The sequence below is a fragment of the Bacillota bacterium genome, from assembly GCA_040754315.1.
GTDB lineage: Bacteria > Bacillota > Sulfobacillia > DUSP01 > JBFMCS01 > JBFMCS01.
Window position 1 is genome coordinate 114,148 of the sequence record JBFMCS010000052.1, and the last position, 21,509, is coordinate 135,656.

The 21,509-nt window shown below is 58.6% G+C and carries 35 protein-coding genes; all 35 read right to left on the reverse strand.

The features are described 5' to 3' along the window. Window positions 1-17: 17 nt before the first annotated feature. Window positions 18-407, reverse strand: coding sequence for a 30S ribosomal protein S11 (gene rpsK, locus AB1576_11985; protein MEW6082463.1), 390 nt, complete (start codon window positions 405-407; stop codon window positions 18-20). A 17-nt stretch (window positions 408-424) separates the two neighbouring features. Beyond that, window positions 425-796, reverse strand: a complete 372-nt coding sequence (rpsM, locus tag AB1576_11990) for a 30S ribosomal protein S13 (protein MEW6082464.1) — start codon at window positions 794-796, stop codon at window positions 425-427. Between the two features lie 20 nt (window positions 797-816). Then, window positions 817-930 (reverse strand): 50S ribosomal protein L36, encoded by a 114-nt coding sequence (gene rpmJ, locus AB1576_11995; GenBank protein ID MEW6082465.1) that lies wholly within the window; start codon window positions 928-930, stop codon window positions 817-819. Between the two features lie 31 nt (window positions 931-961). After that, the gene (infA, locus tag AB1576_12000) at window positions 962-1,180 is read right to left on the reverse strand and encodes a translation initiation factor IF-1 (protein MEW6082466.1); all 219 of its coding nucleotides are present in this window, start codon (window positions 1,178-1,180) and stop codon (window positions 962-964) included. A 24-nt stretch (window positions 1,181-1,204) separates the two neighbouring features. Then, window positions 1,205-1,522 carry a KOW domain-containing RNA-binding protein gene (locus tag AB1576_12005; GenBank protein ID MEW6082467.1) on the reverse strand — a complete coding sequence of 106 codons (318 nt, stop codon included), beginning with the start codon at window positions 1,520-1,522 and terminating at the stop codon, window positions 1,205-1,207. Between the two features lie 40 nt (window positions 1,523-1,562). After that, window positions 1,563-2,312 carry a type I methionyl aminopeptidase gene (gene map, locus AB1576_12010; GenBank protein ID MEW6082468.1) on the reverse strand — a complete coding sequence of 250 codons (750 nt, stop codon included), beginning with the start codon at window positions 2,310-2,312 and terminating at the stop codon, window positions 1,563-1,565. After that, on the reverse strand, window positions 2,309-2,959 hold the full coding sequence (locus AB1576_12015; GenBank protein ID MEW6082469.1) for an adenylate kinase: 651 nt from the start codon (window positions 2,957-2,959) through the stop codon (window positions 2,309-2,311). The genes map and AB1576_12015 overlap by 4 nt, the downstream gene beginning before the upstream one ends. 12 nt (window positions 2,960-2,971) lie before the next feature. Beyond that, on the reverse strand, window positions 2,972-4,240 hold the full coding sequence (gene secY, locus AB1576_12020; GenBank protein ID MEW6082470.1) for a preprotein translocase subunit SecY: 1,269 nt from the start codon (window positions 4,238-4,240) through the stop codon (window positions 2,972-2,974). A 1-nt stretch (window position 4,241) separates the two neighbouring features. Then, window positions 4,242-4,685 carry a 50S ribosomal protein L15 gene (gene rplO, locus AB1576_12025; GenBank protein ID MEW6082471.1) on the reverse strand — a complete coding sequence of 148 codons (444 nt, stop codon included), beginning with the start codon at window positions 4,683-4,685 and terminating at the stop codon, window positions 4,242-4,244. Next, the gene (rpmD, locus tag AB1576_12030; GenBank protein MEW6082472.1) at window positions 4,682-4,873 is read right to left on the reverse strand and encodes a 50S ribosomal protein L30; all 192 of its coding nucleotides are present in this window, start codon (window positions 4,871-4,873) and stop codon (window positions 4,682-4,684) included. The genes rplO and rpmD overlap by 4 nt, the downstream gene beginning before the upstream one ends. 14 nt (window positions 4,874-4,887) lie before the next feature. Next, complete coding sequence (gene rpsE / locus AB1576_12035; protein ID MEW6082473.1) at window positions 4,888-5,382, reverse strand: 30S ribosomal protein S5; 495 nt, start codon at window positions 5,380-5,382, stop codon at window positions 4,888-4,890. Between the two features lie 26 nt (window positions 5,383-5,408). Continuing rightward, window positions 5,409-5,780, reverse strand: a complete 372-nt coding sequence (gene rplR / locus AB1576_12040) for a 50S ribosomal protein L18 (protein MEW6082474.1) — start codon at window positions 5,778-5,780, stop codon at window positions 5,409-5,411. Window positions 5,781-5,798: 18 nt separating this feature from the next. Further along, window positions 5,799-6,338: a 50S ribosomal protein L6 gene (gene rplF / locus AB1576_12045; GenBank protein MEW6082475.1), complete on the reverse strand. Its 540-nt coding sequence runs from the start codon at window positions 6,336-6,338 to the stop codon at window positions 5,799-5,801. Window positions 6,339-6,350: 12 nt separating this feature from the next. Beyond that, window positions 6,351-6,749, reverse strand: a complete 399-nt coding sequence (rpsH, locus tag AB1576_12050) for a 30S ribosomal protein S8 (protein MEW6082476.1) — start codon at window positions 6,747-6,749, stop codon at window positions 6,351-6,353. A gap of 34 nt (window positions 6,750-6,783) precedes the next feature. After that, entirely contained in the window at window positions 6,784-6,969 is a 186-nt protein-coding gene (locus tag AB1576_12055; protein MEW6082477.1) for a type Z 30S ribosomal protein S14, read from the reverse strand. A 21-nt stretch (window positions 6,970-6,990) separates the two neighbouring features. After that, complete coding sequence (gene rplE / locus AB1576_12060; GenBank protein MEW6082478.1) at window positions 6,991-7,530, reverse strand: 50S ribosomal protein L5; 540 nt, start codon at window positions 7,528-7,530, stop codon at window positions 6,991-6,993. 29 nt (window positions 7,531-7,559) lie between these two features. After that, window positions 7,560-7,898, reverse strand: coding sequence for a 50S ribosomal protein L24 (rplX, locus tag AB1576_12065; protein MEW6082479.1), 339 nt, complete (start codon window positions 7,896-7,898; stop codon window positions 7,560-7,562). A gap of 24 nt (window positions 7,899-7,922) precedes the next feature. Then, the gene (gene rplN / locus AB1576_12070; GenBank protein ID MEW6082480.1) at window positions 7,923-8,291 is read right to left on the reverse strand and encodes a 50S ribosomal protein L14; all 369 of its coding nucleotides are present in this window, start codon (window positions 8,289-8,291) and stop codon (window positions 7,923-7,925) included. Window positions 8,292-8,317: 26 nt separating this feature from the next. Next, window positions 8,318-8,572: a 30S ribosomal protein S17 gene (gene rpsQ, locus AB1576_12075; protein ID MEW6082481.1), complete on the reverse strand. Its 255-nt coding sequence runs from the start codon at window positions 8,570-8,572 to the stop codon at window positions 8,318-8,320. Further along, the gene (rpmC, locus tag AB1576_12080; GenBank protein ID MEW6082482.1) at window positions 8,569-8,778 is read right to left on the reverse strand and encodes a 50S ribosomal protein L29; all 210 of its coding nucleotides are present in this window, start codon (window positions 8,776-8,778) and stop codon (window positions 8,569-8,571) included. The genes rpsQ and rpmC overlap by 4 nt, the downstream gene beginning before the upstream one ends. After that, window positions 8,768-9,202 (reverse strand): 50S ribosomal protein L16, encoded by a 435-nt coding sequence (gene rplP, locus AB1576_12085; protein MEW6082483.1) that lies wholly within the window; start codon window positions 9,200-9,202, stop codon window positions 8,768-8,770. The genes rpmC and rplP overlap by 11 nt, the downstream gene beginning before the upstream one ends. Beyond that, complete coding sequence (gene rpsC, locus AB1576_12090; protein ID MEW6082484.1) at window positions 9,202-9,867, reverse strand: 30S ribosomal protein S3; 666 nt, start codon at window positions 9,865-9,867, stop codon at window positions 9,202-9,204. Before rpsC ends, rplP begins: the two co-directional genes overlap by 1 nt. Window positions 9,868-9,870: 3 nt before the next feature. Further along, entirely contained in the window at window positions 9,871-10,215 is a 345-nt protein-coding gene (rplV, locus tag AB1576_12095) for a 50S ribosomal protein L22 (protein ID MEW6082485.1), read from the reverse strand. Window positions 10,216-10,246: 31 nt separating this feature from the next. After that, window positions 10,247-10,531: a 30S ribosomal protein S19 gene (gene rpsS, locus AB1576_12100; protein MEW6082486.1), complete on the reverse strand. Its 285-nt coding sequence runs from the start codon at window positions 10,529-10,531 to the stop codon at window positions 10,247-10,249. Window positions 10,532-10,550: 19 nt separating this feature from the next. Further along, window positions 10,551-11,375, reverse strand: coding sequence for a 50S ribosomal protein L2 (rplB, locus tag AB1576_12105; protein MEW6082487.1), 825 nt, complete (start codon window positions 11,373-11,375; stop codon window positions 10,551-10,553). A gap of 18 nt (window positions 11,376-11,393) precedes the next feature. Continuing rightward, window positions 11,394-11,678, reverse strand: a complete 285-nt coding sequence (rplW, locus tag AB1576_12110; protein MEW6082488.1) for a 50S ribosomal protein L23 — start codon at window positions 11,676-11,678, stop codon at window positions 11,394-11,396. After that, complete coding sequence (rplD, locus tag AB1576_12115) at window positions 11,678-12,301, reverse strand: 50S ribosomal protein L4 (GenBank protein MEW6082489.1); 624 nt, start codon at window positions 12,299-12,301, stop codon at window positions 11,678-11,680. Before rplD ends, rplW begins: the two co-directional genes overlap by 1 nt. A gap of 20 nt (window positions 12,302-12,321) precedes the next feature. Continuing rightward, a complete protein-coding gene (gene rplC / locus AB1576_12120; GenBank protein MEW6082490.1) occupies window positions 12,322-12,945 on the reverse strand; it encodes a 50S ribosomal protein L3 in 624 nt (207 codons plus the stop codon). A gap of 13 nt (window positions 12,946-12,958) precedes the next feature. After that, complete coding sequence (gene rpsJ / locus AB1576_12125; protein MEW6082491.1) at window positions 12,959-13,267, reverse strand: 30S ribosomal protein S10; 309 nt, start codon at window positions 13,265-13,267, stop codon at window positions 12,959-12,961. Between the two features lie 18 nt (window positions 13,268-13,285). After that, window positions 13,286-14,479 (reverse strand): elongation factor Tu, encoded by a 1,194-nt coding sequence (tuf, locus tag AB1576_12130; protein ID MEW6082492.1) that lies wholly within the window; start codon window positions 14,477-14,479, stop codon window positions 13,286-13,288. Between the two features lie 31 nt (window positions 14,480-14,510). Next, complete coding sequence (gene fusA / locus AB1576_12135) at window positions 14,511-16,604, reverse strand: elongation factor G (GenBank protein ID MEW6082493.1); 2,094 nt, start codon at window positions 16,602-16,604, stop codon at window positions 14,511-14,513. A gap of 38 nt (window positions 16,605-16,642) precedes the next feature. After that, a complete protein-coding gene (rpsG, locus tag AB1576_12140) occupies window positions 16,643-17,113 on the reverse strand; it encodes a 30S ribosomal protein S7 (GenBank protein ID MEW6082494.1) in 471 nt (156 codons plus the stop codon). 17 nt (window positions 17,114-17,130) lie between these two features. Continuing rightward, window positions 17,131-17,508, reverse strand: coding sequence for a 30S ribosomal protein S12 (rpsL, locus tag AB1576_12145; GenBank protein ID MEW6082495.1), 378 nt, complete (start codon window positions 17,506-17,508; stop codon window positions 17,131-17,133). Window positions 17,509-17,532: 24 nt separating this feature from the next. Next, window positions 17,533-17,784 (reverse strand): ribosomal L7Ae/L30e/S12e/Gadd45 family protein, encoded by a 252-nt coding sequence (locus AB1576_12150; protein ID MEW6082496.1) that lies wholly within the window; start codon window positions 17,782-17,784, stop codon window positions 17,533-17,535. Between the two features lie 101 nt (window positions 17,785-17,885). Beyond that, window positions 17,886-21,506 (reverse strand): DNA-directed RNA polymerase subunit beta', encoded by a 3,621-nt coding sequence (gene rpoC / locus AB1576_12155; protein MEW6082497.1) that lies wholly within the window; start codon window positions 21,504-21,506, stop codon window positions 17,886-17,888. Window positions 21,507-21,509 lie beyond the last annotated feature (3 nt).

Genomic DNA, 21,509 nt, shown 5'->3' on the forward strand with positions numbered 1-21,509 from the left:
GCTTCTTCACCTCCTGCCTATACCCTCCTGCGTTTGGGTGGCCTGCAGCCGTTGTGTGGTACCGGTGTTGTGTCCTCTATGGCGTTTACCTCCAAACCGGCTGCCTGCAGGGAACGGATGGCCGCCTCCCGGCCTGCGCCCGGTCCCTTCACCCTTACTTCTACCTCTTTCATGCCATAGTTCATGGCCTCTTTGGCCGCCTTGTCCGCGGCCAACTGCGCGGCAAAGGGCGTGCTCTTCCTGGAGCCCTTGAAGCCGACGGTGCCAGCGGTAGCCCAGGCCAGGGCATTCCCTGAAGTATCGGTGATGGTCACCGTGGTATTGTTAAAGGTGGAACGGACATGGGCAACACCTCGCTCCACCATCTTCCGTTCTCTCTTCTTGGCTCTTGTAGTACGCTTAGCCAACTAGATCCCTCCCTTCACTACTTCTTCCTCCGGACGCCTACGGTCTTCTTGGGGCCCTTTCTAGTCCGAGCGTTAGTCTTTGTGCGCTGTCCCCTTACAGGGAGGCCTCGCCGGTGCCTCAGGCCACGGTAGCTGCCGATCTCAATGAGGCGCTTGATGCTCATCTGCACCTCGCGCTGGAGGTCTCCTTCCACCTTCACGCTCTTGTCGATGTACTCCCTTAGCCTAGAGACCTCTTCCTCGGTAAGATCTCTCACTCGCGTATCAGGGTTGACCTTTGTTGCATTGATTATCTTCCTGGCGGTCGAATCACCGATCCCGTATATGTAATGCAAGGCCGCTTCAATCCTTTTGTCCCTGGGGAGGTCAATTCCCGCAATCCTAGCCAATCATCCTCACCTCCTGCTCCTTAGCCTTGTTTCTGCTTGTGCTTCGGGTTAGTGCATATTACCCGCACTCGCCCGTGCCTTTTAATGATCTTGCACTTCTCGCAAATCCTCTTGACTGACGGCCGTACCTTCACTGGAAAAACCCCCTTGAATAACCGGTATCCCTTATTTATAGCGATAGACTATCCGCCCCCGGGAAAGGTCGTAGGGAGACAGCTGAATGGTTACCTTGTCCCCAGGAAGAATGCGAATAAAGTTCATCCTGATCTTGCCGGAGACGTGGGCCAGGACCTTATGGCCGTTGGCCAGCTCCACCCTGAACATGGCGTTGGGCAGTGGCTCGATAACCGTTCCTTCGACCTCGATGGCGTCCTGTTTAACCATACCCTTGCATCACCTCCCTTGCGCCTAGTTACCTTGGGGTCCAGCCAGGCAACCCAGGGCCCTCTTGAGATCTGCGTCGGATATCTCTTGCCCGGCCTCCAGCGACCGTCCCACTTCCTCCAAGACCTGCTTGTGAACAACCAGGTGTCGCAGGTTCTTTCTCTTGGGCTTCTTCGCCGATCGCCTGTCTCCATCCGCAACCTCAACGAAACGATGGTCGACTACTTTCATGATTGCATAGAACCTGCCCGCGTCTCTCCCGGCCTTGGATGACACTACCTGACCCCGCCTCAGGCTCCTCTCGCTAGCAGGGCCCGGTTCTCCCAGAGAATAATCCTCCATGGGTAATTATCTCCCTCCGGCCTGGAAGCCTATTCCAGTGCTAGTCCTTGCGGGTGAGCACCCATGCCTCTCCCCCGGTGATGCAGATGGTGTGCTCGAAGTGAGCGGACAACCTACCGTCAGCCGTGACGACTGTCCAGGTGTCTTCCTTGACGGTCACTTCGAAGCCTCCCAGGTTCACCATGGGTTCTATGGCCAGGGTCATTCCCGGGCGGAGCACTGGGCCCCTGCTGGGCTCACCGAAGTTGGGAACCTGAGGGTCTTCATGCATGCTCCTGCCGATGCCGTGCCCCACGAAATCCCGGACCACGGACATCCCCCGGGACTCAACGTACTCTTGCACCGCATGGGAGATGTCGCTCAGGTGGTTTCCGGCACGAGCCTGGCTGATGCCTGCTACCAGTGAACCCAGTGTCACCTCCAGGAGGCGGGCAGCATCCTCGGTCACGATACCCACCGGCACGGTAAAGGCCGCATCTGCATAGAAGCCATTCACTACGGCCCCAATGTCAATGCTGAGAATGTCTCCTCTTCTCAGTCTCCTCTCCCCCGGTATCCCGTGTACCACTTCTTCATTGAGGGACGTGCAAATACTCCCCGGGAACCCGCGAAACCCCTTGAAGGCTGGGACTGCCCCTTGATCCCTGATAAAGCGCTCAGCAATAGCGTCCAGCTCCAGAGTGGACAAGTTCGGTCTGACAGCCTCCTTGAGCACATCCATGGCATCCGCGACGATCTGGCCAGCCTTGCGCATGATTGCCAGCTCTTGGTCGGACTTGAGCACTATCATACTTCCACGGTCCCCAGCGCCTTGACGATGGCATAGCTGACATCGTCTATTGTACCAGTCCCATCTACCCTTCTGAGGTATCCCCTGTTGCCGTAGAACCCTAAGAGCGGTTGGGTCTCTCTCTCGTACACCCTCACGCGGTTGCTCACCGTCTCCTCTGTGTCATCCTTACGCTGGCGGAGTTCCGCGCCGCAGGTGCACCGCCTCCCCGGGGGCGGGGGATCGAATACCATGTGGTAACTGGCCCCGCAGGACCCGCATACCCTCCGGCCTATGGCCCTCTCCACCAGCACTTCTTCAGGCACTTCCAGGCTTATGACGGCGTCGATCTTCATGCCCAGTTCTCCCAGGATGGCCTCCAGGGCCTCCGCCTGGGCTACCGTTCTCGGGAACCCATCCAGGACCACGTCTCCACCACAGTCCGGCATGGCAAGACGCTCCTTCACGATCCCCACTACCACGTCATCGGGTACCAGCTCTCCGCGAGTCATGTACTCCTCGGCCTTTTTCCCCAGTGTAGTCCCCTGTGAGACAGCGATCCTGAACAGGTCGCCAGTGGACACATGGCAGGCATTGAGTCTTCCGGCTATTCTCTTGGCCTGGGTGCCCTTTCCAGCACCGGGGGGTCCCATGAGAATCAGGAACATGACTCCTCCCCCTTACCTCATGAAGCCCTGGTAGTGTCTCATTAGCAGGTGGGCTTCAATCTGCTTCATGGTCTCCAGGGCTACTCCCACCACGATGATCAGGGCCACACCCCCGAAGGCGACCCCGGGGATATCGGTGATACGCATAACGATGCCCGGCATTATGGCCACAGCTGCGAGGAAGAACGCTCCTGGAAGGGTTATCCTCACAAGTATCCTCTCCAGGTGTTCGGCCGTGTGCTTGCCTGGCCTGATACCTGGGATGAAGCCTCCCCACTTCTTCAGGTTGTTGGCCACGTCCATGGGGTTGAAGGTGACTGCCGTGTAAAAGTATGTGAAGAAGATGATTAGCACGGCAAAAAGCACGTGATAGGCCACGCCTGTACCAGCGAACAGTTCCTCTACCTTGCGTGCCCACGGATGCTGGATGAAGGCAGCTATTGTAGCTGGGAATGCCAGCATGGCTGAGGCAAAGATGACAGGGATCACGCCTGCCTGGTTCAGCCTCATGGGAATGTGGGTGCTCTGGCCTCCGTACATCTTCCTGCCCACAACCCTCTTAGAGTACTGCACCGGAACCCTTCTCTGGCCTTCCTGGACCCAGACAATCCCAGTGATGACCAGTGCCGCTATAACGCCTAGGAGAGCCACGTTGAACAGGCTTATACGTCCCACCTGGAGCAACGCCAGTATGTTGCCGAGGTCCACGGGCATCATGGAGACAATGTTCACAAAAATGATCAGTGAGATGCCGTTGCCGATGCCCTTGTCGGTGATCTGCTCGCCCAGCCACATTAGGACCATGGTGCCGCTGGTGAGGCTGAGAACCACCACCACAAGGCTAAACATCCCCGGGTCTGCCAGGGCACCCTGGTTACGGATGAAGAAGCTCATACCTATCGCCTGGATGAGCGCCAGGAGAACCGTGCCGTACCGGGTGTACTGGCTCAGGATGCGCCGTCCCTCTTCGCCCTCCTTGGCAAGTTTCTCCAACTTGGGTATAACCATGGTCAACAGGTTCATGATGATGGACGCGTTAATATAAGGGTATATGCTCATGGCGAAGATGGAAAACGACTTCAACGCCCCGCCTGAGAACAGGTCCCAGAGGCCGAACAGGGTACCCTCCTGGAACATCCTGGCTATCACGGTAGCATCTATGCCAGGAACGGGTACGTGGGCTCCAATCCTCACCACCACGAACATCCAGAAGGTGAAGAACAGTCTCCTGCGGAGATCCCCCACACGCATGGCAGCCTTGAGGGAATCCAGAAGAGCCATCCTATATCACCTCAGCCTTCCCGCCAGCAGCCTCGATCTTCTCCCTGGCCGAGCGAGTGAAGGCATGGGCCCTTACGGTGAAAGCCTTCTCGAGGCTGCCCCCACCCAGCACCTTCAGGCCGTCGGTCAGGTCCTTCACCACCTTCGCCTCTTTGAGGGTCTCTGGGGTAATGGTGCTACCCGTCTCAAAGCGCTCCAGGGTCCCTACATTGACCTCTGAGTAGACCTTGCGGTGCCGGTAGTTGGAGAAGCCTCTCTTGGGAATCCTCCGCTGGAGGGGCATCTGCCCACCCTCAAAGCCTGGCCTGACGCCCCCGCCTGACCTGGCGTTCTGACCCTTGTGGCCCTTGCCTGATGTCTTGCCTCTGCCAGAACCGGTTCCCCTTCCGACCCTCTTAGCCTTCTTCCGGGCACCAGGAGCCGGCCTTAACTCGTGCAGCTTCACGATGGCTCGACCTCCTCCACTTCCACCAGATGGGCCACCTTGCGGATCATACCGCGAACTGCTGGCCCGTCCTCCCGTACCACTTGGGAGCCTATTCTTCTAAGGCCTAGGGCCTCCATGGTGGCCCGGTGGTACTTGGTCTGCCCAAATGCGCTCTTGCGCTGTGTGATCTTAAGCTTGCCTGCCACCTGTGCCACCCCCTCTAGCCGCTAATCTCCTCGATACTCTTGCCCCTCAGGCGAGCCACATGGCTAGTACTCTTGATAGCCTTGAGTCCTTCAAGGGCAGCGTAAACCACATTGCAGGGGTTGGCGGAGCCCAGGGACTTCGTGAGCACGTCCCTGACACCTGCCAATTCCAGAACGGCCCGGACGGGGCCGCCCGCTATGACGCCTGTTCCAGGGGCGGCAGGCTTGATGAGAACCCGCCCTGCGCCAAAATGCCCGGTGATCTCGTGGGGCACAGTAGTTCCCACCAGCGGGACTTCAATCATGTTCTTCTTTGCGTCCTCAATGCCCTTGCGGATGGCTTCGGGGATCTCTGTGGCCTTGCCGAGCCCTGCTCCGACCTTGCCCTCGCCATCCCCCACCACCACGAGAGCGCTAAAGCTGAAACGGCGGCCACCCTTGACAACCTTGGCCACGCGGTTTATTGAAACGACCTTCTCTTTCAGTTCCTTCTCCTGAGCAAGCTCCATTTCGCTCACAAATTCCTCCCCTTTCATCAGAAGACGAGCCCAGACTTTCTGGCCCCTTCTGCCAGGGCGGCTACTCGGCCGTGGTAAAGATAGCCCCCACGGTCAAAAACCACCTGGGTGACACCCTTGCTCTGGGCCCGCCTCCCCAGGACCTCTCCCACGATCCCTGCGGCGTCTCTCTTCGTTGAGTCCGCCTTCAAGAGACCCTTGATCTCTGGATCCATGGTAGAGGCAGCCGCCAGGGTCTCGCCGGTCTCATCGGCAATGACCTGGGCATATATGTGCCTTGAGCTTCTGAAGACACTCAACCGGGGGCGCTCAGCGGTGCCGGCGACCTTCTTCCGCACCCTGAGATGGCGCCTCTTCCTGGTGAAGTTACGATCTTCCCTCTTGAGCACCCTGATGACCTCCCGTTATCACTTCTTGCCAGCCTTTCCTACCTTCCGGCGGACCTTCTCTCCCGCGTAACGAATGCCCTTGCCCTGGTAGGGTTCGGGTGGCCGCACCTGCCTGATCCGGGCGGCTGTCTGGCCCACCACTTCCTTGTCACTTCCCCGGACGATGATATAGGTGGGGTTGGGCACGTCGATCTCAATGCCCTCTGGAGGGTCGAATTCCACTGGCTTAGAGTAGCCTACCGCCAAGACCAGCTTCTCCCCGGACTTGCTTGCACGGTACCCCACGCCCACAAGCTCGAGGGCTTTCTGGTATCCACGAGAGACTCCCTCAACCATATTGGCTATCAGGCTCCGGGTAAGCCCGTGAAGGGACTTGTGCTCCTTGGATTCGGAGGGCCTTGACACCTGGACCCTGCCATCCTCCAGGACTATCTTCATGTCCTGGTGGATCTTCCTAGACAACTCGCCCTTAGGACCCTTTACCGCTACGCTGTCTCCGTTGACGGTCACATCAACGTTGGGGGGTACCGCAATGGGCTTAATGCCTACCCTGGACATTCTTCGGCCTCCTTACCAGATGTAGCAGATGACCTCTCCGCCAAGTCCTGAGGCCCGAGCCTTCTTATCTGACATTAGTCCTTGGGAGGTGGAGACCACAGCAAGACCCAGACCGCCCAGGACTCGAGGGACCTCTCCCTTCTTGGCGTATACCCTTAGTCCTGGCCTGGAAATGCGACGGAGTCCCGTTATGACCCTTTCCTTGTTGGGCCCGTACTTAAGGTAGACCCGGATCTTGCCCTGCTTGTCATCGTCTATCCATTCGTAATCCCGGATGAAGCCCTCTTCCTTCAGGATCTTGGCCAACCCTGCCTTCATCTTGGAACCGGGTATTTCCACACGGTCCCGCGTGACGGTGTTGGCATTTCTTATGCGTGTAAGCATATCAGCGATGGGATCAGTGACTGACATGTCCCAGACCTCCTTTCGGCAAGGGGCATAACCCCTACCAGCTAGCCTTCCTTATGCCTGGGATTTCGCCCCTGTGGGCCCTCTCTCGGAAGCAAAGCCGGCACATTCCGAACTTCCTGAGGTATCCCCGGGGTCTCCCGCATATGCGGCACCGGTTGTACCTGCGAACCCCAAACTTCGGAGCCCGCCTGGCCTTTTCTATCAGCGACTTCTTTGCCATCCTGTAACCTCCCTGCCAGGGCTATTTCCTAAAGGGCATGCCCAGGCCCGCTAACAGGGCCCTTGCCTCTTCGTCTGACCTGGCTGTCGTCACGATGGTGATATCCATGCCCCTGATCTTCTCTACCTTGTCGTAGTCGATCTCAGGGAACACCAATTGCTCCTTGAGTCCCAGTGAGTAGTTGCCTCTCCCGTCGAAGCCCCTGGCTGACAAACCCTTGAAGTCCCTAACTCTGGGAAGAGCGACATTCACCAGCTTGCTGAAGAAGTCGAACATCCTTTCCCCCCGAAGGGTTACCTTACAGCCTATGGACATCCCTGTCCTCAGCTTGAAGGCTGCGATGGACTTCTTTGCCTTTGTCACAATGGGTTTCTGGCCTGTAATGATGGTCATATCCGACACGGCTGCATCCAGTACCTTAGGGTTCTGGATGGCCTCCCCTACGCCCATGTTGACAACGATCTTCTCCAGGCGGGGCACCTGCATCTTAGAGGCATACCCGAACTCCTTTGTAAGGGCCGGGAGCACCTCTTTTTCGTATGTTTCCTTGAGAGATGCCATAAGACGTTACCTCCCTTTACAACGCCCCGTCACTTGTCCAGCACCTCTCCGCACTTCTTGCAGAGGCGTACCTTCTTCCCGGTCTCCAGGTTCTTCGCCCCCAAGCGCGTGGGTTTCTGACACCTGGTACAGAAGAACATGACATTAGCGGCGGAGACAGGAGCCTCCTGCTCGACTATACCGCCCTGCATGACCTTCTTGCTCCGTTTCTGGTGGCGCTTGATCATGTTTACTCTCTCAACCACAACCTTGTTCTCAGAAGGTATGGTCCTGAGCACCTTGCCCTTCTTGCCCTTATCCTTGCCAGCCATCACAAGGACCGTATCGCCCTTTCGTATCCTAAGATGTGATCTCGTCTCTTTGGCCATCACTGCTACCCCTCCTTCCGTCCCTTAAAGGACCTCGGGCGCCAGGGACAGTATCTTCATGAATTCCTTCTCCCTGAGCTCCCTGGCTACGGGGCCGAAGATGCGGGTTCCCTTGGGTTCCCTGCCGTCCTTAAGTATAACCGCGGCGTTTTCATCGAACTTTATGTGCGAGCCATCCTCACGCCCTATGCCTTTCTTGCACCGGACCACCACGGCCCTTACAACATCGCCCTTCTTGACAACACCACCTGGAGCGGCGGACTTCACAGACGCTACTATCACATCGCCCACCGTGGCATACCGCTGGTTTGCTCCACCCAAGACCTTAATGCACATTATCTCTTTGGCCCCGGTGTTGTCGGCTACGTTCAGCCTCGTCTGAGTCTGGATCATGGCATACCCCTCCCACTAAGGAGCGCCTAGCGCGCCTTCTCCACGATTTCTACCACGCGCCAGCGTTTGTCCTTGCTCAGGGGCCGGGTTTCCACAACGCGCACCTTGTCGCCAGCATGGCATTGATTGGTCTCGTCGTGGGCCTTCAGCCTCTTAGTGCGTTGGACGCGCTTGCCATACAAAGGGTGAGCTGTGAGGCGCTCCACCGCTACCACCACAGTCTTATCCATCTTGTCCGATACCACTATACCTACCCTTGTCTTGCGCCTGCCCTCGGTCATCTCAGCGCCTCCTTCCCCTGGAGCTCCTTCTGCCTCATGACGGTCTTCACCCGGGCTATGTCCCTTCTGACCTGGCTTATCCGCATGTTGTTATCCAGCTGCCCTGTGGCTGACTGGAAGCGCAGGTTGAAGAGCTCCTCCTTGAGGTCGCTGAGCCGCCTGTTGAGTTCCTTGTCGGCCATTTGCCTTATCTCCTCAGCCTTCATCGGCCTCACCACCTACGTCTTTGCGCTTCACGAACTTGGTACGGATTGGCAGCTTCTGAGACGCCAGTCTCATGGCTTCTCGTGCAATGTCCTCGTTGACACCTGCCAGTTCAAAGAGGATCCTGCCGGGTTTGACCACTGCCACCCAGAACTCCGGGGAACCCTTCCCGCTGCCCATGCGTGTCTCCGCGGGCTTCGCCGTCACGGGTTTGTCAGGGAAGATACGGACCCATACCTTCCCGCCTCTCTTGATGTGCCTGTTAAGCGCCACGCGGGCTGCTTCGATCTGCCGATCTGTAACCCAGCCCGGGTCCAGCGCCTGGAGCCCGTAGTCACCGTAGAAGACCTCGGCACCACGATTGGCTAGACCCTTCATGCGGCCCCTGTGCTGCTTGCGATACTTGACCCGCTTGGGTTGGAGCATTATCTCTCTCCCCCTCCGCCGGCAACAGCCTTCTCGGGACGAACCTCTCCCTTATACACCCATACCTTGACACCAATCTTGCCGTAGGTGGTCTTGGCCTCGGCAAAACCGTAGTCGATGTCGGCCCTGAGGGTGTGGAGGGGAACAGTGCCTTGCCAATCCCACTCGCTTCGCGACATCTCAGCGCCGCCCAGGCGACCGGAAACCCTGACCTTCACCCCTTTGGCACCCATTCTCATAGCGCGCCCAATGGCCTGCTTTATGGCCCGGCGGAAGGAGATCCTGCGCTCAAGGGCGTGTGCTACATTCTCGGCCACCAGCTGGGCATCGACCTCGGCCACCTTTACTTCTACGATGTTGAGGGATACCTGCTTGCCTGTCTTAGCCTCAATGGCCTTGCGCAGTTCCTCAACGCCAAGGCCGCCCCTGCCTATGACCATCCCCGGCTTGGCAGTGTGGATGTTAACCTTCACCCTGTTGGATGCTGCTCTCTCAATTTCCACCCTGGAGATCCCAGATTGCCTCAGCTTGTTCTTGATGAACTCCCTAACCTCCAGGTCCTCGTGGAGGAGATCGGTGTAGGCCTTCTTCCCCGCAAACCACCGGGCATCCCAATCCTTGATGATGCCAATCCTCAGACCCTTTGGGTGCACCTTTTGGCCCATTCCTTACGCCTCCTTTCCATCCCGCAGTACTACGGTGACGTGGCTGGTTTTCTTCAGTATGGGGAAGGCTCTCCCTCTCTGTCGCGGGTGCCATCGCTTCATGGTGGGCCCCTGGTCAACGTAGACCTCGGATACCATCAGATCACGGCGTTTCATGTTGTAGTTATTCTCGGCGTTGGCCGCCGCCGACCGGATGACCTTCTCCACCACGCGCGATGCCCTCTTAGAGGTGAACCGCAGGATGGCAAGGGCCTCGTCTAGTGCCTTACCCCTAACCAGATCCACTACTATCCGGACCTTCGAAGGCGCTATCCTGACGTACTTTGCCACAGCCTTTGCTTCAGCCACAAGATGAGCCCCCTTTCTCACAGTCTTGCGGCTACTTAAGCGCCGTAGACCTTTCCGTATGGTGACCGTGGCCCCTGAACGTCCTGGTGGGAGCGAATTCCCCCAACCGGTGGCCGACCATGTCCTCGGTGATGTAGACGGGTACGTGCTTGCGCCCGTCATATACTGCTATTGTCAGGCCAACCATGTCCGGGATCACGGTCGCGGCCCGGGCCCAGGTCTTTATGACTCGCTTGTCGCCCTTGGACTTCATGAGGCTGACCTTCTTCATCAGACTCTCCGGAACATAGGGGCCCTTTCTCAATGAACGACCCATGGTACTGGTCCCCCTTTACTTACCTCTTCTTGACGATGTACTTGTCAGAAGGCTTGCCCTTCTTCCTGGTCCTATGGCCCAGGGTGGGCTTTCCCCAGGGAGTCACAGGGGACTTCCGGCCGATGGGCGACTTGCCTTCGCCTCCACCGTGGGGATGGTCCACAGGGTTCATAACAACGCCCCTGACTGTCGGCCTCTTACCCATCCAGCGATTTCTCCCTGCCTTGCCGATGGATATGTTCTCGTGATCCACGTTTCCCACCTGACCCAGTGTGGCCTTGCAGTCCAGGCGAACCCGGCGCTGTTCCCCTGAGGGCATTCTGATGAGGGCAAAATCCCCTTCCTTAGCCATGAGCTGGGCCATCCCACCTGCCGCCCGTACCAGCTGGCCGCCCTTGCCTGGATACAATTCAATGTTGTGCACCATGGAGCCCATGGGCATGTTTCTCAACGGGAGGGCGTTTCCCGGCCTGATGTCCGCGTTGGGTCCGGACTCTACAATGTCGCCAACCCTTATTCCAACAGGGGCGAGTATGTACCGTTTCTCCCCGTCAACATAGTGCAGAAGAGCTATGCGTGCCGTCCGGTTGGGGTCATACTCGATGGTTGCCACCTTGGCTGGCACACCATCTTTGTCCCGCTTGAAGTCGACCAGGCGATAGCGCCGGTTATGACCTCCGCCGCGATGCCTTACTGTAATGCGTCCTTGCGCGTTGCGTCCGGCCTTCTTCCTCAGCGGCGTCACCAGCGATTTTTCCGGGGTATCCCTGGTAATCTCCTCAAAACTCGAAACAGTCTTCGAGCGTACCCCGGGGGACGTCGGCTTGAAAGACTTTACGGGCACTGTTCTTCCCCTCCCTTCTCACGCGCCCTCGAACAGCTTGATCGACTGTCCCGGCTCCAGTGTCACGATGGCCTTCCTCCAGGATGCAGTCTTGCCCGCGAACTTTCCCATTCGCCTGCTCTTGCCCTGGACTCTAACGGTATTCACCTTCTTGACCTGAACCTTGAAGATCGCCTCGATGGCCTGCTTGATCTGGGCCTTGCTGGCCCCTTCCGCTACCTCGAATACGTACTTATCCTGGGTCATCAGGTTCGAGCTCTTCTCGGTAACGATGGGTTGGATGATAACGTCCCTGGCGTCCATCAGCCGAGCACCTCCTCTACTCTGGCCACCGCATCCTGGGTGATGACGAGGTGCCCGTGACTGAGGACGTCGTAGACGTTAAGATCCACAGCCTGAATGCTCCTTACCTTAGGCATGTTGCGGGCGGAGAGAAACACATTGGGGTCCTTCTCGGCCATTACCACCAGGGCGCCCTTACTCACATTGAGTTTCTTAAGCAAGGAACGAATGACGCCGGTCTTGGGCTCCTGCATGGCTATGCGGTCTACCACCCGGATTTCTCCGTCCCTGACCTTGGCGGACAGCGCCGACTTCAGCGCCACTCGCCGCGCCTTCCTGGGGACTTGAAACCCGAAGTCCCTGGGCTTAGGACCGAAGGCCACACCACCCTTCCTCCAGATGGGCGAGCGGATGGAACCATGCCTGGCCCAGCCGGTTCCCTTCTGGCGGTAGGGCTTCCTGCCGCCCCCGCGAACCTCAGCCCTGGTCTTGGTAGAAGCGGTGCCAGCCCTGCGTGCCGCAGCCTGGCCCACCGCCACTTGGTGAAGCAGGGCTTCGTTTACCTCGGCACCGAATACCTCTTCGTTAAGGTCGATGCTTCCTATTTCATTGCCTTCCTGGTTGTAGAGTGCCACTTGGGGCATAACGTCTTCCTCCTTACGGACTACCGTGCCTTGAAGCTGTTCCTGACCATTACGATGGAGCCTCGGATGCCTGGAACAGCCCCTTTCACCAGCAAAAGGCCCCTGTGGGGATCCACCTTTATCACCTTGAGCCCCTGAACGGTGACGCGCCCTCCTCCAAGCCTGCCGGGAAGCCTGCGGCCTTTGAATACCCTGGATGCATCCCTGGATTGAAGGGAGCCCGGAGCCCTGTGGTACTTGGAACCATGGGCCATGGGACCCCTGTGGAAGCCCCACCGCTTGATCCCGCCGGCGAAACCCTTGCCCTTGGAGGTACCTGCAACATCCACAAGGTCACCCGGGGCGAACACAGCGGCTGTCACCGTCTGGCCTACCTCCCAGTCACCCTTGAGACGAAACTCCTTAAGGTAGCGCGTTGGCTTCACTCCTGCCTTCCCGAAGTGACCCTTCAAGGGTTTGTTGACCCTTCGTTCGGGTACCTCAGAGAACCCCATCTGGACGGCAGCATAGCCATCGGAATCCACGGCCTTCTTCTGTACTACCACGCACGGCCCCGCTTGGATTACCGTAACGGGAATGGCCCTACCCTGCTCGTCAAAGACCTCGGTCATGCCAACCTTCTTGCCGATTATCCCTTTGTCCATGACCGTCACCCCCTTACAACTTGATCTCGATGTCCACCCCGGCCGGAAGGTCGAGGCGCATCAGGGCGTCAACGGTCTTGGGGGTGGGATCCACTATGTCAATGAGGCGCTTGTGCACTCTCATCTCAAACTGCTCCCGTATGTCCTTTTCTCCATTGGGAGCGGTAAGGATGGTGTAAACGCTTCGCTCCGTGGGGAGTGGCACGGGGCCGGAAACCTCGGCACCGGTCCTGCGGGCCGTCTCCACTATCCTAACGGCTGACTGGTCCAGGAGCTTGTGGTCAAAAGCCCTGAGCCTAATACGGATCTTCTGTGACGCCATCCGGCGCTCCCCCCCTTTCTACTCGATTATTTGGGTCACGGCACCGGCACCCACCGTGCGACCGCCCTCGCGGATGGCGAAACGCAGGCCCTCCTCGATGGCGATGGTGGTGATGAGTTCCACATCCATGTTAATGTTATCCCCGGGCATCACCATCTCCACCCCGTCCGGGAGCTTGATCTGCCCTGTCACGTCCGTGGTCCTCAGGTAGAACTGCGGGCGGTAACCCTGGAAGAATGGAGTGTGCCTGCCTCCCTCTTCCCGTGTCAGCACGTATACCTGCGCCTTGAACTTCCGGTGCGGGTGTATGCTCCCGGGCTTGGCCAGCACCTGCCCTCTTTCTACCTCTTCCTTGTCAACGCCTCTCAACAGCGTCCCTACGTTGTCCCCCGCTTCCGCCCGGTCCAGGATCTTCCGGAACATCTCCACCCCTGTCACCACGGTCTTCCTTGCCTTGTCCGCAAACCCTACCACCTCTACCTCGTCTCCTACCTTCACTGTTCCCCTGTCAACTCGCCCTGTCGTCACCGTCCCCCGCCCCGTGATGGTGAACACATCCTCTATCGGCATCAGGAACGGCTTGTCTATATCCCTCTGGGGTGTCGGTATGTACTCATCTACCGCGTCCATCAACTCCCAGATGCCCTTGGTCCACTCGTTCTCTCCATCGCTCTCCAGTGCCTTCAGCGCTGAACCCGCTATCACCGGTGTCTCGTCCCCGGGGAAACCGTACTTCGTCAGCAGCTCCCTTACCTCCAACTCCACCAGTTCCAGTAGCTCCGGGTCGTCCACCATGTCAGCCTTGTTCAAAAACACCACCATCGATGGCACGTTAACCTGCCTGGCCAGTAAAATATGCTCCCTGGTCTGCGGCATCGGCCCGTCGGCCGCCGATACCACCAGTATCGCCCCGTCCATCTGCGCCGCGCCAGTTATCATGTTCTTGATGTAGTCAGCGTGCCCCGGGCAGTCCACGTGCGCGTAGTGCCTCTTCTCCGTCTCGTACTCCACGTGTGCCGTCGCTATCGTGATCCCCCGCGCCTTCTCCTCCGGCGCCTTGTCGATCTGATCGAACGGTACGAAATTCGCCAGCGCCTTCGTCGCCAGCACCTTCGTTATCGCCGCCGTCAACGTCGTCTTCCCATGGTCTATGTGCCCTATCGTCCCTACGTTTACGTGCGGCTTCGTCCTCTCAAACTTCTTCTTGGCCATGAATGTCCATCCCCTTTACTCTTGTTTCCCATTACCTGTACACATATCTCAGGCCTGTGGCCTTGGCCACTACGCTCTCGGCGACGTGACCGGGCACCACCTCATAGGTGAGGAAGTGCATGGTGTAGGTAGCCCTACCCTGGGTGAGCGAACGCAGATCAGTGGCATACCCAAACATGTCGGCCAAGGGGGCCTTGCCGTGAACTACTTGCGTCCCTTCGATGGACTCCATCCCCTCTACGTGCCCGCGGCGGGCTCCAAAGTCCGCCAGGACTTCGCCAAGATAGTCCTCGGGCACCCGGATCTCCACCTTCATAATAGGCTCCAGCAGGACAGGGCCGGCTTTTACAGCGCCATTGCGGAAGGCTAGGCTGCCTGCGATCTTGAAGGCCACCTCGGAGGAATCCACTTCGTGGAAGGACCCGTCCAGAAGGCTTGCCTTCACATCCACCACTGGGAAGCCCGCCTTGATGCCACTGTCCATGGCCTCCTTGACGCCGGCCTCCACTGCGGGTATGAATTCCTTGGGCACAACCCCGCCCACCGTCTCGTCACAGAACTGGAATCCGGCACCACGCTCCACGGGCTCAACCTGCACCCAGACATGCCCGTATTGCCCTCTGCCCCCGGTCTGGCGTACAAAACGGCCCTCTCCCCGGGCCACGCCTGTGATGGTTTCCTTGTAAGCCACCTGGGGCTTGCCAACACTCGCCCCCACCTTGAACTCCCTGAGGAGACGGTCCACTATTATCTCCAGGTGGAGCTCGCCCATGCCTGATATGATGGTCTGACCGGTCTCTGGGTCCACGTGGGACTTAAACGTGGGGTCTTCCTCGGCCAACCGGCCGAGGGCATCACCCATCCTGTCCTGGTCCGCTTTGGTCTTGGGCTCAATCGCCACGGAGATCACTGGTACCGGGAAGTCCATTTGCTCCAGGACCACTGGATGGGCCTCATCACATAGCGTATCCCCAGTTGAGGTCTCTTTCAGCCCCACCAGCGCGCCTATGTCACCGGAGTACACTTCCCTGACGTCCTCGCGGTGGTTGGCGTGAAGCCTGAGGATCCTTCCTGCCCTCTCCTTCCGGTCCTTGGTAGCGTTGTACACGTAGGAACCCGCAGTGAGCGTGCCAGAATAGACGCGGAAGAACGTGAGCTTGCCAACGTAGGGATCCGACTGGATCTTAAAGGCTAGTGCGGAGAAGGGCTCGTCGTCACCCACGAGACGCACCTCGTCTCCCCCGTCCCTTGTGTTGATCCCGCGTATTGGGGGAACATCCAAGGGAGAAGGAAGGTAGTCCACCACAGCGTCTAGAAGAAGCTGGACACCCTTGTTACGGTAGGAGGAACCGCACAGCACGGGCACCACCTTGTTTAAGAGGGTCCCCTTCCGGATGGCCCTCCGCAGGTCTCCGGGGGAGATCTCCTCTCCCTCCAGGTACCTGGCCATGAGGCTCTCATCCAGGTCAGCGGCTATCTCCATTAGTTCCTCTCGCTTCTCCAGCACCTCGTCAATGGCTTCGGGAGGGATGTCCGATTCCTCGCTCCTGGTTCCCAGGTCATCGAGGGACACGATGGACTTCATGCCGATGAGGTCTACCACTCCGCGAAAGTCATCTTCGGCCCCAATGGGCAAGTGAACGGCAACGGGCTTCACCGCTAGTTTCTCGCGAATCATATCTATAACCCGGAAGAAGTTGGCGCCCACGGCATCCATCTTGTTCACGTAGGCTATCCTGGGCACATGATAGTGATCCGCCTGTCTCCACACCGTCTCGGACTGTGGTTCCACGCCGCCCTTGGCACAGAAGACAGCGATCGCGCCATCCAGTACCCTAAGGCTTCTCTCCACCTCTACCGTGAAGTCCACGTGCCCGGGTGTGTCTATGAGATTAATGCGGTGACCCTTCCAGAAACAGGTGGTGGCAGCACTGCTAATGGTGATTCCCCTCTCCTGCTCCTGTACCATCCAATCCATGGTTGCGGCTCCGTCGTGGACCTCGCCCATACGGTGAACCCGCCCGGTGTAGAACAGTATCCGTTCTGTGGTGGTGGTTTTCCCTGCGTCGATATGGGCCATGATCCCTATGTTCCGGGTGGTCTCCAGTGGATGCTCTCTCGGCATGCTAATCCCTCCTTTCCTCGGGAATGGTCGCCCTGGGCTTACCAGCGGTAGTGGGCAAAGGCCCTGTTGGCCTCGGCCATCCTGTGTGTTTCCTCGCGCTTCTTCACTGTGTTGCCCGCGCCTGCTGCAGCCTCCATGACCTCAGCGGCTAGCCTATCCTTCATTGTGCGCTCGGGTCTCTGGCGTGCGTAGCTCGAGAGCCATCTCAAGGCCAGGGAAGTCCTGCGCTCTGACCTGACTTCCACGGGCACCTGGTAGGTTGCACCTCCGACCCTGCGAGGCCGCACCTCCAGGAGAGGCATGACGTTCTTCAGGGCCTTCTCGAACACCTCCAGGGGATCCTTGCCGGTCTTGCGCCGGATTTCCTCCATGGCGCCATAAAACGTAGCCTGGGCCAGGCTCTTTTTGCCGTCCATCATGATCTTGTTGATGAAGCGGGACACCATTTCGCTGCCGTAGATTGGGTCCGGCAGCAGCTTCCGCCTCGTCCGCCTACCTCTCCTAGGCATTCAGCCACCCCTTTCCCTTAGACGTTCTTGGGTCGTTTTGCCCCGTACTTCGAGCGACCCTGGTTGCGCTTCTGAACTCCTGCAGTGTCCAGGGTTCCACGGATAATATGATAGCGCACGCCTGGCAAGTCCTTGACACGGCCTCCCCTGACCAGTACCACCGAGTGCTCCTGCAGGTTATGGCCAACACCGGGGATGTACGCAGTCACTTCCACGCCGTTCACCAAGCGCACTCTGGCAACCTTCCTCAGAGCGGAGTTGGGTTTCTTGGGCGTAATTGTCCATACCCTGGTACAAACCCCGCGCTTCTGAGGATTCTCCTTGAGCGCCCTGGCCGCGGACTTCTTCTCCGCCTCTTCCCGTCCTCTTCTCACTAGCTGGCTGATGGTGGGCATCCATTCACCTCCCCGCCTTGAGTATCACTCTTCTAGGACCGCGCAGGCGGCGGCACCAACCTCTATGCCGCAGGCGCGACCAAGATCTGTCATGAAGTCCACGTAGGTAACGGGAACGTTCATGGCCTCGCACTGTGTGACCAGGTCGGCCACCACCCGTTCCTCTGCATCCCTGGCTATGTAGACCAGCTTGGCTAGGCCGCGGCTGATAGCCTTGGCCGTCTGCTTGGTCCCGATGGTCTTCCTCCGGGCCTGCTTCAGTCGTTCATAGGGCATTGAGTGTTCCTCCCCGTAGGACTCCCAAAAGGACTCTCACATCCGGGCAGTCCTCAAGCGACAGCTTGAGGACTGCCCGGAGACACTTCTATATTCTAGCATCAACCCTCATCAGAGTCAACAGGACCCAGGGTGCCAAAATCGCTGGCCAAGGCGTCTCCAAACCCCTCGTCGCCGTCGATTTCGTCCAGGTCGGGTTCGAGGGCGTCGGGAAGGTACTCCGGCTCTGGCACGCAGGTCTCAACCCGTATGTTACGGTACCGGCTCATGCCTGTACCTGCAGGAATCAGCTTGCCGATGATGACGTTCTCCTTTAGGCCCAGGAGGGGGTCCCTCCTGCCCTTGATGGAGGCCTCGGTGAGCACCCGGGTGGTCTCCTGGAAGGCGGCAGCCGATAGGAAGGAGTCTGTGGCCAGGGACGCCTTGGTAATCCCTAGTAGCACTGGCTTGGCCACGGCGGGCTCACCGTCGTGTTCAAGAACCCTGGCGTTCTCCTCCTCAAAGGCCAGAAGGTTGACCAGCTCTCCCGGGAGCAGTATGGAGTCCCCGGCCTCTTCCACCTTCACCTTTTTGAGCATCTGCCTGATTATGACCTCTATGTGCTTGTCGTTGATGTCCACGCCCTGGAGCCTGTAGACACGCTGCACCTCGTTGAGCAGGTAGGACTGTACCCCCGCCGCACCCTTGATCTTCAGAAGGTCATGTGGATTCAGGGAGCCCTCGGTCATGGGCTCGCCTGCCTCAACGAACTGCCTGTCCTTGACGCTCACGCGAGCGGCGTACGGCACAGGGTACACTGCGACATCGCCTTCAGGGCCCCTCACCTGTATCTCTCGCTTGGTACGCCCCTCTGAGAAGCTCACCACGCCATCGATCTCGGAAATGACGGCTTGACCCTTGGGTTTGCGGGCTTCGAACAGTTCCTCCACTCGAGGGAGCCCGTGGGTGATGTCTTCCCCTGCCACACCGCCAGTGTGGAAAGTTCTCATGGTGAGCTGGGTGCCGGGTTCACCTATGGATTGGGCTGCAATTATGCCTACGGCCTCTCCTACCTCTACCGGCCGGCCGGTGGCAAGGTCACGGCCATAGCACTTACCGCATACGCCGTACCGGGAACGACACGTGAGCACTGACCTCACATCGATCCTCTCAATACCGGCGTCCAGGATAGCCTGGGCGGCCTCCCGGGTTATCTCCTCGCCCGCGGCTACCAGGATACTACTGTCCTCGGGATGGACCACATCTCTCAGGGCAGTCCTGCCTACGAGGCGGTCCCACAAGGGCTCGATAACCTCATTGCCGTCCCTGATCTCTTCCACCGATATGCCCTCAGTTGTACCACAATTGATCTCTCTCACGATAATCTCCTGGGACACATCCACCAACCGCCGTGTAAGGTAACCCGAATCGGCGGTTCTCAAGGCGGTGTCAGCCAGGCCCTTCCTGGCGCCGTGAGTGGAGGTGAAGTACTCCAGTACGGTCAGACCCTCACGGAAGTTCGCCTTGATGGGCAGCTCGATGATGCGGCCGGATGGATCTGCCATGAGCCCCCGCATGCCAGCCAGCTGCGATATCTGTTGAACGTTACCCCTAGCCCCGGATGTGGCCATCATGTAAACGGAATTGAACTTATCCAGGTTGGCCATGAGGGCCTTAGTGAGATCATCCCTGGCCCTGTTCCATATCTCAATGACCTTCTGGTAGCGCTCCTCTAGTGATATGAGGCCCTTCCGGAATTGTTCTTCAACCTCATCCACCTCGTTTTCAGCCTTCGACAGGATACCCTTCTTCTGCGGGGGGACCTCAATGTCGGTTATGCTTATTGTAGTGCCCGCCCGGGTAGCGAACCTGAAGCCCAGTTCCTTTAGACCGTCAAGCACCTGGGAGGTGACCGCCGTGCCGCAGGTTCTATAGCACTCGGCGACCATGTCCGTAATGGTCTTGCGGTCCATAACCCGGTGATAGTAGTTGCGCATCTCCTTGGGCAGGACCGAGTTAAGAATGACCCTGCCCACGGTGGTTTTTATCCTCTTGCCATCTATGCGCACCTCAATCGTATCATGGCAACCTATGTGCCTCTTCTCGTAAGCCATCATGGCTTCGTCGGAGTCCGAGAAGCACTTGCGCTGGCCGTTCTCTTCCTCCCTCTCCAGGGTTAGGTAGTAGCAACCCAGCACCACGTCCTGGGTGGGAGTAACCACGGGGCTCCCGTCCTTGGGATTCAGCATGTTGTGGGCTGACAGCATTAAGATCCGGGCCTCGGCCTGTGCCTCGGCGGAGAGCGGCACATGCACAGCCATCTGGTCACCGTCAAAGTCAGCGTTGTAGGCAGTGCATACCAATGGGTGGATCTGAATGGCCCTGCCCTCTACCAAGACGGGCTCAAAGGCTTGAATCCCCAGGCGATGGAGGGTTGGCGCCCGGTTGAGGAGGACCGGGTGTTCCTTTATGACCTCCTCCAGCACGTCCCACACCTCAGGCTTCACCCTCTCCACCATTCTCTTGGCGCTCTTTATGTTGTGTGCAAGCCCATCCTTTACTAGCTTCTTCATGACGAAGGGCTTGAAGAGCTCCAGCGCCATCTCCTTGGGGAGGCCGCACTGGTGGAACTTGAGCCTGGGACCCACCACAATGACGGAACGCCCGGAGTAGTCCACCCGCTTGCCCAGGAGGTTCTGGCGGAACCGTCCCTGCTTCCCCTTGAGAAGGTCGCTCAGGGACTTCAGGGGCCTGTTGCCAGGACCAGTCACGGGCCTTCCCCTGCGACCATTGTCTATGAGGGCGTCCACAGCCTCCTGGAGCATCCGCTTCTCGTTCCTGACGATAATATCTGGGGCGCCCAGGTCTAGCAGCCGCTTGAGACGGTTGTTCCGGTTAATTACCCTCCGGTAAAGGTCGTTAAGGTCTGATGTGGCAAAACGCCCGCCGTCCAGCTGGACCATGGGGCGAAGGTCCGGCGGTATGACGGGAATGACGTCCAGGACCATCCATTCTGGCCGGTTGCCAGACTGGTGGAACGCCTCGACCACCTCCAGCCTTCGTATGGCTCTGACCCGGCGCTGCCCGGTGACAGCCCTGATTTCCTCCCTGAGTTCCTCCCCAAGTTCCTCCAGGTCCAGTTGCTCGAGGAGGTCCTTAATGGCCTCAGCGCCCATGGCTGAGCGAAAGCTGCTCCCATACTTATCCCTGGCCTCCCGGTACTCGTTCTCAGTGAGAAGCTGCTTAGGGGTAAGGGGAGACATGCCTGGATCAGTTACTATGTAAGAGGCAAAGTAGAGTACTTTCTCCAGGGCCCTGGGAGACATATCAAGTATGAGGCCCATGCGGCTGGGTATGCCCTTGAAGTACCATATGTGGGACACAGGAGCGGCCAGCTCTATGTGGCCCATGCGCTCCCTGCGTACCTTGGAGCGAGTGACCTCCACACCGCACTTGTCGCATACGATGCCCTTGTAGCGGACTCTCTTGTACTTTCCGCAGTGGCACTCCCAGTCCTTGGTGGGGCCGAAGATCTTCTCGCAGAACAGGCCCTCCCTCTCGGGTTTCAGTGTGCGGTAGTTGATGGTCTCGGGTTTCTTGACCTCGCCCCTGGACCACTCCCGGATCTGTTCCGGCGAGGCCAGCCCTATTCTGATGGAATCAAACTCGCTAAGCTCTCGGGTTCTGCGGTTATCCGCATCGTAGCTGGCCAGCCCCAGGCCTTTGCTGTCACTCTCGGTCATAGA

Coding starts and splice junctions, on each gene's coding strand:
- rpsG (MEW6082494.1), bottom strand. CDS start 17,113: ATGCCTAGGAGAGGTAGGCGGACGAGGCGGAAGCTGCTGCCGGACCCA.
- rpsC (MEW6082484.1), bottom strand. CDS start 9,867: ATGGGCCAAAAGGTGCACCCAAAGGGTCTGAGGATTGGCATCATCAAG.
- rpsH (MEW6082476.1), bottom strand. CDS start 6,749: ATGTCAGTCACTGATCCCATCGCTGATATGCTTACACGCATAAGAAAT.
- rpoC (MEW6082497.1), bottom strand. CDS start 21,506: ATGACCGAGAGTGACAGCAAAGGCCTGGGGCTGGCCAGCTACGATGCG.
- rpsJ (MEW6082491.1), bottom strand. CDS start 13,267: ATGGCGTCACAGAAGATCCGTATTAGGCTCAGGGCTTTTGACCACAAG.
- rplW (MEW6082488.1), bottom strand. CDS start 11,678: ATGGACGCCAGGGACGTTATCATCCAACCCATCGTTACCGAGAAGAGC.
- rplN (MEW6082480.1), bottom strand. CDS start 8,291: ATGATCCAGACTCAGACGAGGCTGAACGTAGCCGACAACACCGGGGCC.
- fusA (MEW6082493.1), bottom strand. CDS start 16,604: ATGCCGAGAGAGCATCCACTGGAGACCACCCGGAACATAGGGATCATG.
- tuf (MEW6082492.1), bottom strand. CDS start 14,479: ATGGCCAAGAAGAAGTTTGAGAGGACGAAGCCGCACGTAAACGTAGGG.
- rpsQ (MEW6082481.1), bottom strand. CDS start 8,572: ATGACCGAGGGCAGGCGCAAGACAAGGGTAGGTATAGTGGTATCGGAC.
- map (MEW6082468.1), bottom strand. CDS start 2,312: ATGATAGTGCTCAAGTCCGACCAAGAGCTGGCAATCATGCGCAAGGCT.
- rplD (MEW6082489.1), bottom strand. CDS start 12,301: ATGCCCCAAGTGGCACTCTACAACCAGGAAGGCAATGAAATAGGAAGC.
- AB1576_12055 (MEW6082477.1), bottom strand. CDS start 6,969: ATGGCAAAGAAGTCGCTGATAGAAAAGGCCAGGCGGGCTCCGAAGTTT.
- rpsE (MEW6082473.1), bottom strand. CDS start 5,382: ATGGAGCTTGCTCAGGAGAAGGAACTGAAAGAGAAGGTCGTTTCAATA.
- rpsS (MEW6082486.1), bottom strand. CDS start 10,531: ATGGGTCGTTCATTGAGAAAGGGCCCCTATGTTCCGGAGAGTCTGATG.
- AB1576_12150 (MEW6082496.1), bottom strand. CDS start 17,784: ATGCCCTATGAACGACTGAAGCAGGCCCGGAGGAAGACCATCGGGACC.
- rplP (MEW6082483.1), bottom strand. CDS start 9,202: ATGCTCCAACCCAAGCGGGTCAAGTATCGCAAGCAGCACAGGGGCCGC.
- AB1576_12015 (MEW6082469.1), bottom strand. CDS start 2,959: ATGTTCCTGATTCTCATGGGACCCCCCGGTGCTGGAAAGGGCACCCAG.
- rpsL (MEW6082495.1), bottom strand. CDS start 17,508: ATGCCCACCATCAGCCAGCTAGTGAGAAGAGGACGGGAAGAGGCGGAG.
- AB1576_12005 (MEW6082467.1), bottom strand. CDS start 1,522: ATGGAGGATTATTCTCTGGGAGAACCGGGCCCTGCTAGCGAGAGGAGC.
- rplC (MEW6082490.1), bottom strand. CDS start 12,945: ATGGACAAAGGGATAATCGGCAAGAAGGTTGGCATGACCGAGGTCTTT.
- rpmC (MEW6082482.1), bottom strand. CDS start 8,778: ATGAAGGCTGAGGAGATAAGGCAAATGGCCGACAAGGAACTCAACAGG.
- rplF (MEW6082475.1), bottom strand. CDS start 6,338: ATGTCCAGGGTAGGCATTAAGCCCATTGCGGTACCCCCCAACGTTGAT.
- rplE (MEW6082478.1), bottom strand. CDS start 7,530: ATGGCATCTCTCAAGGAAACATACGAAAAAGAGGTGCTCCCGGCCCTT.
- secY (MEW6082470.1), bottom strand. CDS start 4,240: ATGGCTCTTCTGGATTCCCTCAAGGCTGCCATGCGTGTGGGGGATCTC.
- rplX (MEW6082479.1), bottom strand. CDS start 7,898: ATGGCCAAAGAGACGAGATCACATCTTAGGATACGAAAGGGCGATACG.
- infA (MEW6082466.1), bottom strand. CDS start 1,180: ATGGTTAAACAGGACGCCATCGAGGTCGAAGGAACGGTTATCGAGCCA.